The sequence below is a fragment of the Mesorhizobium sp. M0478 genome, assembly GCF_040321305.1.
In the GTDB taxonomy this organism is placed as follows: domain Bacteria; phylum Pseudomonadota; class Alphaproteobacteria; order Rhizobiales; family Rhizobiaceae; genus Mesorhizobium.
Genome location: NZ_JAMYRH010000008.1, coordinates 213,929 through 229,173, shown reverse-complemented (window position 1 = coordinate 229,173; position 15,245 = coordinate 213,929). Strand labels below are relative to the sequence as shown.

Here is a 15,245-nt window from a genome sequence, read left to right as displayed (position 1 = left end):
GATCTCGTTGGCGCTGATTTCCGAGGGTTTCGACACCAAGGCATGGGTAGCGCCGGCAGCAATCCTGTCGCGCCGTTCCCTTTTTTGACAATCAGACGGTAATGACTTCGTCACATCGTGGATGACTTCGTCACACCGTGATCACTTTGGTCAGATGGTCGCCTAGCCGGCAGGCAAGCGCTGTGATCGTCGTCGTTGGATTGCATTCGCCAGAGGTGCAGAATACCGAGGAACCACCGACATAGAGATTATCCATGCCGTGCACCTTGCAGTTGGCGTCGACCACGCTCTTGACGACATCGGTGCCCATGCGCGTGCCGCCCATGTGGTGGTGGCCGGCCAGTTCCTCATCCGTCGGGTAGTCCTCGCCATTGGTCAGCCAGTCCATGATGCGGACGCGGCCGAGGTCCTTCTCGATCAGCGTCGTTCCGAACAACTTGAGCCCCTCGAGGATGGTGCGGCGCTCCAACGGCGACTTCTTCCAGTGCAGCTCGATGCGCGGCACGCCGGCACGGTCGACATCGGTCTTCGACAATTCGATATGGTTCGAGGCCAGCGGCGCCTGTTCCCAGGCGACGTAGAGCTGGGCGGCGCAGCGCAGGTTCTGGCTGAGCTGGTAGGCGACCCATTCGGCGGCCTCGGGCGCGGTGCAGGCAAGGTCGGCAATCAGGCTCTTGACGCCGGCATAGGGCGTCTCGATCAGGCGTATGCCGAAATTCATGATCTGCAGCCGCTCCATGGCGGCGAGCGTCGGCGAGAAGAACGCCTCGTTGACGGCATCGACCTCGAACTCGCTGTAATCGGCCAGGATGGCATTGCCGCCCTCGAAGGTCGGGTGCTCCATCCAGTAGCGGCCAAGTGCCGTGGCGTTCGGCACCGCGCCGCCATTCGAGCGCTGGTTCGACCATAGAAGCAGCCGCGAATTCTCCAGCCCGCCGGCGCAGACGATGAAATAATCGGCGCTGAAGGCGCCGGCATCCTTGCCGTTCGACCACAGCCTGGCGCCGGTCACTCGCTTGCCGTCGCCGGCAAGTTCGGTGGCATAGGTGTTGAGGACGAGCGCTATGTTCTTGCTCTTGTCGAGCTCGTCGGAGAATTTCTCGCCAAAGCGCACGGCCGGGCTCTTGATCAGCTGCACCCAGCGTATGTCGTCTGAAATCGGCACATCGGGCTTGAAGTCGGGAAGCTCGAGTATGTCGTGCACCTCGGACAGATAGGGCTCGATGTCGGTCCGGGCGATTGGCCAGCCGGTGTCCGGCGCCCATGCCTTGGGCTCAAAGTCCTGCTTGTCGAGCACGCGGCACCAGCCGGCCCAGTGGTTCGACGACCCGCCCATGAAGCGCAGCCGGGTGATGTCGAGATCGAAATATTGATCGCCGACCGTGGAGCCGCGGTAGAAATCCTGCGACTCGTCGCTGAATTCGCGTGCGCCGGCCTCCAGCACCACGACCGGAATGCCGGCGGCGCCGAGCTTTCTGGCAATGGTGGTGCCGGCCGGCCCGGAGCCGAGAATGCAGACCTTGGGCTTGAAATCCGAGGCTCGAAACGCCTCATAGCTGTCGAAGATCATGCCAGGTCGCTCCGCTTCAGGATCCAGCCATTGACCACGACGATCTCGTCGGGATCGGCCGGGGGGCGGTCGCTGTCAGGCAGCTTGCGAAAAAGCTGTAGCGCCGGCATCGCAATCAGCGCCTGCACGATGGTGCGGCGCGATATTTTCCTGATGAACAAACTCATGACACGTCTCTGGATGGGGGCTTCGATCCACGCATAGCGTTCCCTGAACGGCACACGTACCGGCCAGACATGCCATTCCCGTGCCAAGCCTTGCGTGTAAACGAGTTACAACCCGGTAAACGGCGCAGTTGCGTGGAAACAATGTCGGCGAACCGTTAACAGCCCCACCACCAACACCTCAGGCAGCTTCGGAAATATCCCGGTCTAGGATCGACAAATTGCGGCCGCGGTGCTTGGCCTCGTAGAGCCGGCGGTCGGCGGCGCGCATCAGGTCCGAGACATCGGCATCTTGCGCACAGGTGATGCCGCCGATCGAGACGGTCAGCGGCACCGTGCGCTCGTCGACCGGACGAAAGCGGACCAGCTCGACTTCACGGCGGATGCGCTCGGCCACGCGCCGGGCTTCGGCTTCCGTAGCGCCGACCAGGAAGGCGCCGAACTCCTCACCGCCAATGCGGCCGAGCACGTCGCCGCTGCGGACGCCGCGCTCGATGGCGCTGGCGATCAACACCAGTGCGTCATCGCCGGTCAGATGGCCGAAACTGTCGTTGATCGCCTTGAAATGGTCGGCGTCGATGATCAGCAGCGCGCCGCGATCGGATTTGCGCCGCGAGCCGTCCAACGCGGCAAAGAAGCTCTCGCGGTTGAGCATGCCGGTCATGTCGTCGCGGCTCGCCTTCGCCGACAGGCGCCGATGCGCGGCGGCGAGCTGGGCATGCGCGCGGGCGAGATCGCGATGCGCGTTTTTCAGTCGGTCGCTCTGCCAGAAGGTGCTGGCGCAGGCGATCCAGGCGAGCGCCAGCGGGCACACCGTCGATGTCAGCCAGACAGTGCGGTCGACCGGAAAACCCATGGCGGGAACGATGATCAGCGTCAGCAAAAGCGAGATGGCTACCGAGCCGAATGCGACCGCGGCGGACTTTAAGACTATGCGACTCATCGCTGGCTCCCACTGAACCGTCTCTGTGCCAGCAAGCCCTGAAGGCCACCTTTCCGTGATGGCTAAAATTTGAATGGTGAGCCCATTTTTACAACTCTAGATGCACATAGGTTGTGGATAAGCTCTACATCAGAAAGGGGTTCGAACGGCAGATATTTCATGCCATAAGGACGCCATGACCACGCTGCCCGATCCCGCCCGCTTCGCCCATGTCACCGACTGGGTGTTCGACCTCGACAACACGCTTTATCCGCACCATTCGAATCTGTTTTCGCAGATCGACGTCAAGATGACGGCCTATGTCGGAGAACTGCTCACGCTGCCGCGCGAGGAAGCGCGCAAGCTGCAGAAGGAACTCTATCAGGAATATGGCACGACGCTGAACGGGCTGATGACGCGTCACGGCATCGACCCCGACGACTTTCTCGAAAAGGTGCATGATATCGACTATTCGTGGCTGGTGCCGGATCCGGTGCTGGGCACCGCTATCCGCCAGCTGCCCGGCCGCAAGTTCATCTTCACCAATGGCGACCGCAGGCACGCCGAGCGCACCGCGCGCCAGCTCGGCATACTCGACCATTTCGACGACATTTTCGATATCGTCGCCGCCGGGCTGACGCCGAAGCCGTCGCGGCAGACCTATGAGAAGTTTGCCGAACTGCACGCCGTCACCGGACACAATGCGGTGATGTTCGAGGATCTCGCCCGCAACCTCGAGGTGCCGAAATCACTGGGCATGACCACGGTGCTGGTGGTGCCGCGCAATTTCGAGCCGACCTTTGCCGAGATCTGGGAGCGCGATCCGGCCAATGAGGACGACGTCGATTTCGTCACCGACGATCTCGCGACGTTTCTGACGGGGATAGTGGAGGGGGTAGAGGAATTGAGGAGCTGAAGAATTGAAGAACTGGTGAAAGGGAGACCGATCCGGACCTCCTTTTCCTCAATTCTTCAGTTCTTCAATTCCCGGTTCCCCTACTCCCCCAACTTGTAGAAGCGGCTGATGATCCCCCAGGCCTCGTCGGCGGTGTCGACAAAGTCGATGATATCCTGGTCGCCGGGCGTGATGGTGCCTTGTTCGGCCAGGAAATCGAGGTCGATCGCGCGCTGCCAGAACGCCTTGCCGAACAGGATCACCGGCACGCGCTCCATGCGGCCGGTCTGGATCAGCGTCAGCGTCTCGAAGAATTCGTCCATGGTACCGAAGCCGCCCGGAAACACCGCGACGGCCTTGGCGCGCATGACGAAATGCATCTTGCGGATGGCGAAATAGTGGAAGTTGAAGCACAGCTCCGGGGTCACATAGGCGTTCGGCGCCTGCTCGTGTGGCAGGACGATGTTGAGGCCGATCGACGGCGCGCCGACATCGTCGGCGCCGCGATTTCCCGCCTCCATCACGCCTGGGCCGCCACCGGTGACGACGACGAATTCGCGGTAGTAGGACGTGGCCGATTGCTGTGAGCAGAGGCGGGCGAATTTGCGCGCCTCCTCGTAGTATTTGCTGTTTTCCTCGAGGTTTTTCTTCTGCGTCTCGTTCTTGGCGGCCCAGGCCTCGCCGCCGGGCTCGGGAATACGCGCGCCGCCGAACAGGATGACCGTCGAGCGGATGCCGCGCTCGGCCAGGATCATTTCGGGCTTCAAGAGCTCAAGCTGCAAGCGCACAGCGCGCAATTCCCGGCGCGTCATGAAGTCGGGATCGTTCCAGGCCAGCCGGTAGGTTTCGGCGCGCGTCTGCGGCGTGTCGGGAACGCTTTTCGAGCGCTCCAGATCCTCGTCCGAATGCGGCAGCGGCGTCCATCCCGCCTTTTCCATAGGAGTCATATGCTTTCTACCCGTCCCAACAGTTCACTTGCGCCGTCCCATGGCGCACGCGCGATTGACCCCCAATACGCCTTAACATAGGGTCCGCGCGACTTTCAAAACAAGGTTAAGGCCGACGGCCTTAACAGCGTGGTAACGGAGCGAATTCATGTCGAAGCCTGATCTGGCCAGCCTCGAAAAGACGATCGAGAAGGCCTTCGAGGAGCGCGACACGATTTCGACCGCGACCCGGGGCGAAACGCGCGACGCCATCCAGTCCTCACTCGACCTGCTCGACCGTGGCACCGTGCGCGTTGCCGAGCGCCAGGCCGATGGCAAATGGCATGTCAACCAATGGCTGAAGAAGGCGGTGCTGCTCTCGTTCCGGCTCTATCCGATGGAGATCATCAAGGGCGGCCCCGGCCAGGCGGTCTGGTGGGACAAGGTGGCGTCGAAGTTCGACGGCTGGAGCGCGGTCGATTTCGAGAAGGCAGGCTTCCGCGCCGTGCCGTCTTCGATCGTGCGCCGCTCGGCCTATGTCGCGCCGGGCGCGGTGCTGATGCCGTCCTTCGTCAATGTCGGCGCCTATGTCGATAGCGGCACCATGGTCGACACCTGGGCCTCGGTCGGCTCCTGCGCCCAGATCGGCAAGAATGTGCACCTCTCGGGCGGCGTAGGCATCGGCGGGGTGCTGGAGCCGATGCAGGCCGGCCCGACCATCATCGAGGACAATTGCTTCATCGGCGCGCGCTCCGAAGTGGTCGAGGGCTGCATCGTGCGCGAAGGCTCGGTGCTCGGAATGGGTGTGTTCATCGGCCAGTCGACCAAGATCGTCGACCGCGCCACCGGCGAAGTGTTTTATGGCGAGGTGCCGCCGAATTCGGTCGTCGTCGCCGGCTCGATGCCGGGCAAGGCCTTTCCGAACAACGAGCCGGGCCCTGGCCTCTACTGCGCCGTCATCGTCAAGCGCGTCGATGCCAAGACCCGGTCGAAAACCTCGATCAACGAACTGCTGCGTGATTGATCCTGTCCGAGCAACCAGAGCGCTCCAGATTGCCCAACACACCACCACTTCCCTGGCTTTTCTTCAGCCTCTCAGGGCGCGTCAGCCCAAGTGCCTACGTGCTCGCCGGGCTGCTGCTGGTGCTTGCACAGTTTTTCCCGCTCTACCAGTTGTCGAGACTGGAACCCGGCACCGCAACCAGCCAGAACTGGGCACTTGTGTTCTGGGTCGTTTTGCTGATCTCGACATGGTCGAGCTTTGCGGTAACCGCAAAGCGGTTTCATGATTTCGGCAAGCCGACTTATTACGCGTTGATCTCTCTTGTCATCGGCCCCATTCTTCTCATCGTTCTAGCGTGTTTCCGCGGTGACCCCGGTCCGAACCGCTACGGCAAACGCAGCAACGCGCCGGCTGAACCATGAGCGCCGACCGGATATCTCGCCATGCGCTACCGCACGCTTGATCCGAAACTGATCATCGACACCGCCGAGCGGCTGGAAGAGCGCGTCGCCGAGCGTTTTCCCGATGCCGGCCTGCGCGGCGTCGCCGCCGAACTGGTGTCGCTGTCGCGCGACCTGGCCAAGGCGGCGCAGGCGCTGGAAGCGCCGATCTGGTGGCTGCGCGGCGCCATCGTCGCCGCTGTTGCCGCCGGCGCGCTGATCTTCCTGTTCGTCGGCACCATCCTGCCGCTCATCCATATCTCGCAGGCCGACGATGCGGTGCAGTCGGTGCAAGGCATCGAAGCCACGATCAACATGATGATCCTTGCCGTGCTCGGCCTGCTGGCGCTGATCCGCACCGAGGAGCGCATCAAGCGCAAGCGGGTGTTTCGCCAGCTGCATGGGTTGAGATCGCTGATCCATGTCATCGACATGCACCAGCTGACCAAGGATCCGGCAGCATTGTCCGCCAATTTCAGGCCGACCGCGCATTCGCCGGCTCGCATCACCAATGCCGCCGACCTGGCGCGCTACCTCGACTATTGCTCGGAAATGCTGTCGATCACCGGCAAGATCGCGGCGCTGTTTGCGCAGTCCGTCAATGACGATGTGGTCATCGACGGCGTCAACGACGTCGAGAACCTAGCGTCCAACCTGTCGCGCAAGATCTGGCAGAAGATCACGCTGATCGAGAACCACCCGGCGGCGCAGCCCGTGCCGGCGCCAGGCCCGGCGAGCAAAGCGCCGGCTCCGAGGCGCGCACCAAAGCTGTGACGCGGGGCCCACGCGCCTGTTTTCGGGCTATGCGGGCCAAGGCCCGAGGCTCGCGGCAAGTAGACTATCCAGTGACGGCTTCCGGCGTCAGCCCGGGTGAGCCGCGCTTTTCCCGCTCGGCCTGCCGCACCAGCACGGTGACCCGCTTCAGCAGAGGCGCCGGCGTGCCGGCCTTTTCGGCGAGGTTCAGGACGGCCCCCTGCAGGTCACCGATCTCGGTCGGCCGACCACGCTGGAGGTCGTCCCACATCGACGAGCGCGCCTGCGGGTCGATGGCGAGCATGCGGCGGGCGACCAGCCCGAACAGCCAGTCCGGCAGCCGGAGCAGTTTCGGCAGCAGGACGGGATGCAAGCCGCCGATTCGTGCCGGCGCGATATGTAACGCCTTCATCGCCGTCAGGGCCTCGTCGATCTGACCGGCCAGGATTCGCCGCCAGCGGCGGTCGGCAAGTTCGCTCGCCAGCGGCAGGCCGGACAAGGCGACAAGCGCGTTGTTGAGGTTGATCAGCAGCTTGCCCCACTGAACGGCTTTCATGTCGGGATGGGTTTCCACGCCAAGCCCTTCGACATCGAGAAGGCCGGCAAGGCCGGTCACGCCATCTTCGATCATGACCTTGCCGTCGCTGGCGCGATGCACGTGAAGCGGCAAATTGCCTATGGCCGACTGGACGACATTGAACGGCACCATGCCGGCGAGCACAGTCCGTCCACCGAGCCCGGCGCGTAACCGGTCGGCATTGCCGACGCCGTTCTGCAGGCTGACCACCACGACATCGCCGCGCGCATGTCCGGCAACAAGCGACGCCATCTCCTCGGTAGCGCCGTTCTTGACCGTCACCAGCACCACGTCGGCACTGGCGAGGGCAGCGGCGGGATCGGTGGTGACGGACCCCGGCCGGATGGATCGGTCGCGACCATCGAGATCGGTGATGCGCAGGCCACCGTCCAGCAAGGCTGTCGCGATGCCTGGCCGCGCCAAAAACACCACCTTGCGTCCGGCCAGCGCCAGGCAACCGCCGACATAGCAGCCGATGCTGCCGGCGCCGGCAATGACGATGGTCTTTTCGGCGTTGGCCATGCGATTATCTCGTGTTGGCCTGCACTATACGACAGGAAAACCATAATGTCGGCGGCAGGATCGGTCATCATCTCTGGCCGTGACAGGCCTTTCGCTTTCGACTATCGCTTTGCCCATGAAACTGCCGACCGATCCCGCCGCCAACCTCGCGACCCTCATACGCTGCGCCTCCGTAACGCCCGCCGAGGGCGGCGCGCTGGCTGCCCTGGAAGGCATGCTGAAGCCGCTCGGCTTTTCCGTCGAACGCCCTGTGTTTTCCGAACACGGCACCCCCGACATCGAGAACCTCTACGCGCGTCGCTCCGGCAACGGGCCGCATCTGATGTTTGCCGGCCATACCGACGTGGTGCCGGCGGGCGACGAGGCGTCGTGGACGCATCCGCCCTTCGCCGCCGAGATCGCCAGGGGCGAGATGTATGGCCGCGGCGCCGTCGACATGAAGGGCGGCATCGCCTGTTTCATCGCCGCCGTGGCGCGCCATGTCGAGAAAAAGGGTGGTCCGAAAGGCTCGGTCTCGCTGCTGATTACCGGCGACGAGGAGGGGCCGGCGATCAACGGGACGACAAAACTGCTCGACTGGGCGGCGGCCAAGGGCGAGAGATGGGACGCCGCGATCGTTGGCGAGCCGACCAATCCGGACACGCTCGGCGACATGATCAAGATCGGCCGGCGTGGCTCGATGTCGGGCAGTGTCACGGTCAACGGCCGCCAGGGCCATGTCGCCTATCCATTGCTCGCCGACAATCCGGTGCGCGGCCTGATCAGCCTGGTCGACGCCTTGCTGTCGCCCGTCTTCGACAAGGGCACGAAGGATTTTCAGCCGACCAATCTGGAAGTGACCTCGATCGATGTCGGCAACCCGGCGACCAATGTTATTCCGGCCAAGGCGACAGCCACCTTCAACATCCGCTTCAACGACACATGGACTGCCGAGACGGTGCAGGCCGAGATCCATAACCGCCTCGACCAGGCGGCGAAGCGCAAGAAATACCGGACCGGCAAGACGCCGGTCGACTACGAGCTGATCTGGCGCGACCGGCCGAGCCATGTCTTCCTGACGCGCGACGACAAGCTGATCGAGACGCTGCGCGGCTCGATCAAGGCGACGGTCGGCAAGGAGCCGGCGCTGTCCACCTCGGGCGGAACCTCGGATGCGCGTTTCATCAAGGACTATTGCCCGGTGGTCGAGTTCGGCCTGGTCGGCAAGACCATGCACATGGTCGACGAGCGCGTCGCACTGGCCGACCTCGAGACGCTGACCCAAATCTACCAGCGCTTCATCGATGACTGGTTCGAGCAGGGCTGATCATGCTTTCGGTTGACGAGACCTCTTCATCGCTTAACGGCGCCTGGCGGCTGATGCTCGGAAAGGCCGACGGCTTGCGGCTGCTCGACCTTTCGGCGGACGGCTTCTGGAATTCCTTCTTCGCCATCGTCGTCGCCGCGCCGGCGATGATCGTCGGCTGGGTCGGCACGGCCAACGAGATCGGCGATCCCAATGCGTTCGCCGGTCGGCTGGGCATGTTGGTTCGCCTGGCGACCGTCGACCTCGGCTCGTGGCTGCTGCCCCTGGTTGTGCTTGCCCTGGTCGCATCGCGCGCCGGCATCGGCGACCGCTTCGTCCACTATGTCGTCGCCAGCAACTGGGCGTCGGCGATCACCGCCTGGATGCTGCTGCCTTCAGCGTTGATCAGGCTTTTCCTGCCGTCCGGCAACCCGGTTGCCGAATTGGTGTGGCTGGTTCTGGTGGTGCTGTCGCTGGTACTCACCTGGCGGATGACCAACGCCGCGATCGGCAAGGGCGCGGCTGTCGGCAGCGCCGTGTTCGCAGGCATGTTGGTGGTGTCTCTGGCCGTCTTGTTCGGCCTGGTGGCGCTGCTCGGCATCACGGTGCCGACCGCCGCTCCGGCCTAGAACTTTTCCGGATAGTCTACACCGACGAGAAAAAGCCCGTCGGGCGGCGCCACCTGGCCGCAGGCGGCGCGGTCTTGCGCCGCGAGCGCTGCCTTGAGGTCGGCGGCGGTCCAGCCGCCGTCGCCGACGCGTTTCAGCGAACCGACCATGGAGCGCACCTGGTTGTGCAGGAAAGAGCGCGCCGAGGCCCTGACTTCGATCAGGTCGCCCTGGCGGCTTACATCGAGCCGCTCCAGCGTCCGCACCGGACTGTTGGCCTGGCATTGCGTCGAGCGGAAGGTGGTAAAGTCATGTCGGCCGAGCAGGACTTTCGCCGCTTCGTGCATGGCGTCCGCATCGAGCCGCTTCGGCACCCACCAGACCTTGCCCTTTTCCATCGCTGCAGGCGCGCGCCGGTTGAGGATGCGGTAGAGATAGTGCCGTCCGGTGGCCGAGAAACGGGCGTCGAACTCATTGGGGACAACCGTCGCCTGCAGGATGGCGATGCGCGCGCCTGCCGCCTGCAGGTGCGCGTTGACGGCGTCGCGCACCTTGTCGTTTGGCCATGCCTTGGCGAGGTCGACATGCGCCACCTGGGCGGTCGCATGCACCCCGGCGTCGGTGCGGCCGGCGGCGCGTATCCGCACCGCCTCACCGCAGAATTTCTCGATCGCCTGCTCTATCGCCTGCTGCACCGAAGGCTGATCCGCCTGGTGTTGCCAGCCGGCGAAGAGGCTGCCGTCATATTCGATATCGAGACGAAAACGCGGCATACACCCTTCGTTCAGGCGGCGAGTGCGGTAAAGGCCTGGGCGTAGACCAGTTTGCCTTTTTCGGGTGCGTCACCCCAGGCCAGCGCCTGCAGCGCTTCGCCCTGATATTCGCTCTCGAACTTTTCGGCGCGCGCATGATTGTAGCCGAAGCGGCCGTAATAGGCCGGATCGCCCAACACAACGGCGAGCGTCTCGCCGCCATCCCTGAGGCGGACATGCGCCTCGCGGATCAGCGCACCGCCAATGCCCGAGCCGTGGAACGAAGGTTCCACCGCCAACGGCGCCAGCGCCACGGCTGCGAACTGCTTGCCGCCGTTCCTAACGAACAGCCTGGAAAACAGGATGTGGCCGACCACCTGGCCGTCTTCTTCCGCCACCAGTTCGACAACGGCGTCGCCGCCGGTGACCAGAGCGTCGACCAGCCCGGCCTCCGCCTGCTGGCCGAATGCGTGTTCCTCGACCAGGCGTATGGCCTCGCGGTCCCGCGGCGTCGCGCCGCGTATCGACATCATGCTCATGAGAACTTCATTCCTTTTTCGATCTTGGCCCCGCGCAGAAACTCCTTCGCGGCAGCAGGCTTTCCGCCCGCCCGTTGAACTTCGACCAGCCTGACCGCGCCCGACCCGCAGGCGACCGTCAGCCGGTCATCGAGAATTCCTCCCGACTCGCCCATGCTTTCAGAAAGCGTGCCTTCCAAAAGCGTCGAGCGAAGCAGTTTCAGCCGTTCCGTGCGGCCGCCGATGTCGGCCTCGCACCAGGCGCCGGGGAATGGCGACAGCCCGCGAATGTGATTGTGGACCTCCGCAGCCGGGCGCGTCCAGTCCACACGTGTCTCCGACTTATCGATTTTCCTGGCGTAGGTCACCCCGTCAGCCGCCTGCAAAGTCGATGCCAGGGTATTTGTCTCCAATCGGGACAGCGCTTCCACCATCAGCGTGGCAGCAATATTCATCAAGCGGTCGTGCAGATCGCCGGCCGTCATGTCGGGCTCTATGGCGCATTTTTCAACCAGTGCCACCGGACCGGTGTCCAGGCCCTCTTCCATGCGCATCACCATCATGCCGGTCTCGACGTCGCCGGCCATAATGGCGCGCTGGATGGGAGCTGCACCACGCCAACGCGGCAAAAGCGAGGCGTGGCCGTTGAGGCAGCCGAGGCGCGGAGCCTCCAGAATAGCCTTCGGCAACAGCAAACCATACGCGACGACGACCGCGACATCGGCACGCAACGCCTGGAAAGCAGCTTGCTCGGCCTCGCCCTTCAGCGACAGCGGCGTGCGCACTTCGATGCCCAGCCGCTCAGCCTCGCGCTGCACCGGCGACGGTGTGAGCTCCAGCCCGCGGCGGCCGGCGGCGCGCGGCGGCTGGGTGTAGACGGCTGCTATCTCGTGCCCGGCCTCGGCAATCGCGCGCAGCACCGGCACCGAAAACTCCGGCGTGCCCATGAAGATGACGCGAAGCGGCATCTTCCCTATCCCACCAGCTTGCCCGGCGCCTTGTCCTTGGCGAGCTTCTTGAACTTCTTGACCACCATGTCGCGCTTCAGCTTCGAGATGTGGTCGATGAACAGCACACCGTTGAGATGGTCGATCTCGTGCTGCAGGCAGGTCGCCATCAGGCCTTCGGCCTCGATCTCCTGCAGCTTGCCGTCGCGGTCGAGATATTTCACGCGCACCGAGGCGGGACGCTCGACCTCGGCGTAATAGTCCGGGATCGACAGGCAGCCTTCCTCGTAGACGGAGCGAGCGTCGGCGCTTTCGAGGATTTCGGGATTGATGAAGACATGCGGCGCCGGCGGCTCGTCTTCCTTGGCGAGGTCGATGACCAGCATGCGCAGCGGCTCGCCAATCTGGATTGCGGCCAAGCCGATGCCCGGCGCATCATACATCGTCGCCAGCATGTCGTCGGTCAGTTTGCGCAAAGGCGCGTCGACGCGTTCGACCGGTTTGGAAACTTGGCGCAGGATAGGATCGGGAAGGATGATGAGCGGCTTGATCGACATGGCGCCTCACCTAAAACGTCGCAGGAGAAGCGTCAACCGGTGCGAATCGGTCTCGTTCACGTTTTGATCTGTGCCAGGTCTGCGAATCGGCTATGCTGGCGGGATGAACGACCTGAGCACCATCCTTTCCGAACCCGTTGCCCGGCTTGGCGCGACGACGATCACGCTCGGCCATGCACTGGCCATCGGCGCGCTGGTGTTTCTCGGCCTGTTCCTGGCGCTTGTCGTGGCGCTGTGGCGATCGGCCAAGGCGCGCACCATCGCCGCGGCGGAAGCCGCCGACCACGCCCGCGACGCCGAGGCGCGGATGGCCGGCATTTTGCAAAGCCAGGCCGAGATGCAGGGCCGCATGGGCGCCATCGCCGACGTGTTCGGCGCAAGGCAGGCCGAACTCAACCAGTCGATCGGCCAGCGCCTCGACGCCATGACCGGCCGACTCGGCCAAACCATGACCGAACAGACCAAATCGACGCATGAGAGCCTCGCCAAACTGCAGGAACGGCTGGCGGTCATCGACACCGCGCAAGGCAACATTCAGTCGCTGGCCGGCCAGGTCGTGCAATTGCAGGCGATCCTGTCCAACAAGCAGACGCGCGGCGCCTTCGGCCAGTCGCGCATGGAGGCGATCGTCGCCGACGGCCTTCCGATGGGCGCCTACGAGTTCCAGGCAACGCTGTCAAACGGCAGCCGTCCCGACTGCCTGGTCAGGATGCCGAACGGTGCGCCGCAGCTTGCCATCGACGCCAAGTTTCCGCTGGAAGCCTGGAACGCCATCCGCGCCGCCGATGGCGCCGAACAACAGAAGATCGCGGCCCAGGCTTTCCGCCGCGACATCGAAATTCACGTCCGCGATATCTCGGAAAAATACCTGATCCAGGGCGAGACGCAGGACACCGCCTTCATGTTCGTGCCGTCGGAATCGGTGTTCGCCGAAATCCACGAGAATTTCGACGCCGTGGTCCAGAAGGCGCACCGGGCGCGTGTCATCATCGTCTCACCGTCGCTTTTGATGCTGTCGATCCAGGTCATCCAGGCCATCCTCAAGGACGCCCGCATGCGCGAACAGGCGCATCTGATCCAGGGCGAGGTGATCCGGCTGATGGAGGACGTCGCGCGCGTCGACGAACGCGTGCGCCGGCTGCAGACGCATTTTGGCCAGTCGGCCAAGGATATCGACGAGATACTGGTGTCGACGTCGAAGGTGACCAAGCGCGGCCAAAAGATCGAAGCGCTGGAGTTTGGCGAAAACGAAGCCGAAGTGCGCGGTGGCGGACCCGCCAAGGCCGAAGCCGGGGTGCGGGTGGCGGATTCCAAGACGGGGCAGCTCAGGCTACGTGTCGTCGAAGGCGACGATTAAAGCGCGTCGCGCTGAAACGGATTCATACGACGCGCCTTAAGTCTTTGTTTTGATGCATGTCGTTGCCCCAGAACCGCGGCACACTTCTGGCGCCATGCATTAGACCGTAGCCACGATCACGTGTGCCTGGATCTTGGCCGCAACCTCGCCGCTGCCGTGTCTGGCTGCAATCACGGACGCGGCGTGATCGGTTGCGGCTTCCAATTTTCCTCGGGCCTCGATTTCATTGCGAAGCGGAGTTCCCTGGCAATAGGCAACCGCCGGAAGGCGCGGCGAGGAGGCACGGCTTTGTTCGGCCCTCGTGTCGATCACCACACGGGAGAAACCTGCGGCTTCCAACTCGCCGCGGATCAATGCAGTGTCATTGTAGCCGTGCGGCGTGCGGGCGAGAAAGCGGGGCGGATCGTTCGGAAAAATCTCCGCAAGAGCATTCGTCACATCATTGGCGAATACATTCTCTTCAATGCGATCCCACACGTTGAACAGGAAATGGCCGCCGGTCTTCAGGACCCGCTTTGCTTCGCGATAGCCGGCGGCTCGGTCGGGAAAGAACATCGCGCCGAACTGACAGCAAACGAGATCGAAAGCCGCATCTTCGAACGGCAGCGCCAGAGCATCCGCCTGACGCCATTGTATGCGACTGTCGGGAGCTTGTCGCGAGGCCGCGTAGTCGAGCATAGGCTGGTTGAGGTCGGTCACGACATAGCTTGCGCCAGGGGACAGTTTTGGCGCCAATGCGCGGGTAACAACGCCGGTGCCGGCGGCGACTTCCAGGACGGCGCCGGGCGACAAGGACGCTGCCCGTCGTGCCAAATCCGCGGCGAACGGCTCGAAGATCAGCGGCACCATGTAGCGGTCGTAGTTTTCCGGAATCGAGCCGGCAAACACTTTGTCCGTTTCCGACATTGCTATCCCCCGCCATCCGTTTGATGGCTAGCCTAGCACATTATTGGCTGGTTTGGGCCGCGTTTAACCGGGAGGCAGGTGCTACTGCGCCTCTACGATGCTTACGCCCTCGAATTCCGGAAGCCAGTGCAGGGCCGATCGGTGCCATTTCTGTTGGGTCGGAACGAGATCCTCGCGTTGCCGCGCGGTCCCCGCCCTGATCCCATAGACCTTCGGCCCGTCGCCAACCGACGTTGCGTAAAGATGCGAACCGCAGTCGCCGCAGAACGCCTGGGCACGCTTGGCGCCGCTCGATCCCGTCTTGATATAGACCTTCGGTGTGCCCTTGGTGATCCTGTAATGATCCTCAGGCGCGGGAACAGTGACACGAAAGGCGGTGCCGGTCAGTTGCTGGCAGTCGGTGCAATGACAGATAGAGGTCTTTTCCGGGTCGACGTCTGCTTCATAAGTTATGGCGCCGCAATGGCACCCACCATCGATTTTCATGGTTGATTCTCCGAAATCCGTCGGGTGATCTTAGCGGGACCAGGCGATGGGGCCAAC

18 protein-coding genes are annotated in these 15,245 nt (G+C 63.5%); 7 read left to right on the top strand and 11 right to left on the bottom strand.

Annotation, left to right across the window (positions count from 1 at the left end):
- Positions 1-130: 130 nt before the first annotated feature.
- The 3 genes from NKI64_RS20460 to NKI64_RS20450 form a co-directional block, all read right to left on the bottom strand.
- A complete protein-coding gene (locus tag NKI64_RS20460; RefSeq protein WP_352669644.1) occupies positions 131-1,570 on the bottom strand; it encodes a GMC oxidoreductase in 1,440 nt (479 codons plus the stop codon).
- On the bottom strand, positions 1,567-1,737 hold the full coding sequence (locus NKI64_RS20455) for a hypothetical protein (RefSeq protein WP_197031281.1): 171 nt from the start codon (positions 1,735-1,737) through the stop codon (positions 1,567-1,569). Before NKI64_RS20455 ends, NKI64_RS20460 begins: the two co-directional genes overlap by 4 nt.
- Before the next feature lie 178 nt (positions 1,738-1,915).
- Complete coding sequence (locus NKI64_RS20450; RefSeq protein ID WP_023681345.1) at positions 1,916-2,677, bottom strand: GGDEF domain-containing protein; 762 nt, start codon at positions 2,675-2,677, stop codon at positions 1,916-1,918.
- Between the two features lie 175 nt (positions 2,678-2,852).
- On the opposite strand from NKI64_RS20450, the gene NKI64_RS20445 reads away from it, so the two are divergent.
- The gene (locus tag NKI64_RS20445) at positions 2,853-3,572 is read left to right on the top strand and encodes a pyrimidine 5'-nucleotidase (protein WP_023681344.1); all 720 of its coding nucleotides are present in this window, start codon (positions 2,853-2,855) and stop codon (positions 3,570-3,572) included.
- 80 nt (positions 3,573-3,652) lie between these two features.
- On the opposite strand, the gene NKI64_RS20440 is transcribed toward NKI64_RS20445, so the two are convergent.
- The gene (locus NKI64_RS20440) at positions 3,653-4,498 is read right to left on the bottom strand and encodes an LOG family protein (RefSeq protein ID WP_023681343.1); all 846 of its coding nucleotides are present in this window, start codon (positions 4,496-4,498) and stop codon (positions 3,653-3,655) included.
- Positions 4,499-4,646: 148 nt separating this feature from the next.
- On the opposite strand from NKI64_RS20440, the gene dapD reads away from it, so the two are divergent.
- The 3 genes from dapD to NKI64_RS20425 are packed head-to-tail and all read left to right on the top strand — an operon-like array spanning position 4,647 to position 6,694.
- Positions 4,647-5,501 (top strand): 2,3,4,5-tetrahydropyridine-2,6-dicarboxylate N-succinyltransferase, encoded by an 855-nt coding sequence (gene dapD, locus NKI64_RS20435; protein WP_023673222.1) that lies wholly within the window; start codon positions 4,647-4,649, stop codon positions 5,499-5,501.
- Entirely contained in the window at positions 5,498-5,902 is a 405-nt protein-coding gene (locus tag NKI64_RS20430; protein ID WP_084013651.1) for a DUF805 domain-containing protein, read from the top strand. The genes dapD and NKI64_RS20430 overlap by 4 nt, the downstream gene beginning before the upstream one ends.
- 21 nt (positions 5,903-5,923) lie before the next feature.
- Positions 5,924-6,694, top strand: coding sequence for a hypothetical protein (locus NKI64_RS20425; protein WP_023673220.1), 771 nt, complete (start codon positions 5,924-5,926; stop codon positions 6,692-6,694).
- A gap of 64 nt (positions 6,695-6,758) precedes the next feature.
- Here NKI64_RS20425 and NKI64_RS20420 read toward each other — a convergent pair whose 3' ends face one another.
- The gene (locus NKI64_RS20420; protein WP_352669640.1) at positions 6,759-7,772 is read right to left on the bottom strand and encodes a 2-dehydropantoate 2-reductase; all 1,014 of its coding nucleotides are present in this window, start codon (positions 7,770-7,772) and stop codon (positions 6,759-6,761) included.
- A 115-nt stretch (positions 7,773-7,887) separates the two neighbouring features.
- Here NKI64_RS20420 and dapE point away from each other — a divergent pair, with 115 nt between their 5' ends.
- On the top strand, positions 7,888-9,078 hold the full coding sequence (gene dapE, locus NKI64_RS20415; protein WP_023681340.1) for a succinyl-diaminopimelate desuccinylase: 1,191 nt from the start codon (positions 7,888-7,890) through the stop codon (positions 9,076-9,078).
- A 2-nt stretch (positions 9,079-9,080) separates the two neighbouring features.
- On the top strand, positions 9,081-9,686 hold the full coding sequence (locus tag NKI64_RS20410; RefSeq protein ID WP_023681339.1) for a hypothetical protein: 606 nt from the start codon (positions 9,081-9,083) through the stop codon (positions 9,684-9,686).
- Here NKI64_RS20410 and truA read toward each other — a convergent pair.
- From truA to def, 4 genes are read right to left on the bottom strand one after another with little or no spacing between them, the layout of a single operon-like run.
- Positions 9,683-10,438, bottom strand: coding sequence for a tRNA pseudouridine(38-40) synthase TruA (gene truA / locus NKI64_RS20405; protein ID WP_023681338.1), 756 nt, complete (start codon positions 10,436-10,438; stop codon positions 9,683-9,685). The two genes, NKI64_RS20410 and truA, sit on opposite strands and share 4 nt — an antisense overlap.
- Positions 10,439-10,449: 11 nt before the next feature.
- Positions 10,450-10,956, bottom strand: coding sequence for a GNAT family N-acetyltransferase (locus NKI64_RS20400; RefSeq protein ID WP_352669635.1), 507 nt, complete (start codon positions 10,954-10,956; stop codon positions 10,450-10,452).
- Positions 10,953-11,903 (bottom strand): methionyl-tRNA formyltransferase, encoded by a 951-nt coding sequence (fmt, locus tag NKI64_RS20395; RefSeq protein WP_352669632.1) that lies wholly within the window; start codon positions 11,901-11,903, stop codon positions 10,953-10,955. The genes NKI64_RS20400 and fmt overlap by 4 nt, the downstream gene beginning before the upstream one ends.
- Positions 11,904-11,908: 5 nt before the next feature.
- Positions 11,909-12,439, bottom strand: a complete 531-nt coding sequence (gene def, locus NKI64_RS20390; protein ID WP_023732764.1) for a peptide deformylase — start codon at positions 12,437-12,439, stop codon at positions 11,909-11,911.
- A gap of 103 nt (positions 12,440-12,542) precedes the next feature.
- Here def and NKI64_RS20385 point away from each other — a divergent pair, with 103 nt between their 5' ends.
- Positions 12,543-13,796 (top strand): DNA recombination protein RmuC, encoded by a 1,254-nt coding sequence (locus NKI64_RS20385; protein WP_023710397.1) that lies wholly within the window; start codon positions 12,543-12,545, stop codon positions 13,794-13,796.
- Positions 13,797-13,895: 99 nt separating this feature from the next.
- Here NKI64_RS20385 and NKI64_RS20380 read toward each other — a convergent pair whose 3' ends face one another.
- A complete protein-coding gene (locus tag NKI64_RS20380; RefSeq protein WP_023748252.1) occupies positions 13,896-14,702 on the bottom strand; it encodes a class I SAM-dependent methyltransferase in 807 nt (268 codons plus the stop codon).
- An 81-nt stretch (positions 14,703-14,783) separates the two neighbouring features.
- Positions 14,784-15,188, bottom strand: coding sequence for a GFA family protein (locus tag NKI64_RS20375; protein WP_023673210.1), 405 nt, complete (start codon positions 15,186-15,188; stop codon positions 14,784-14,786).
- Positions 15,189-15,245: the final 57 nt, after the last annotated feature.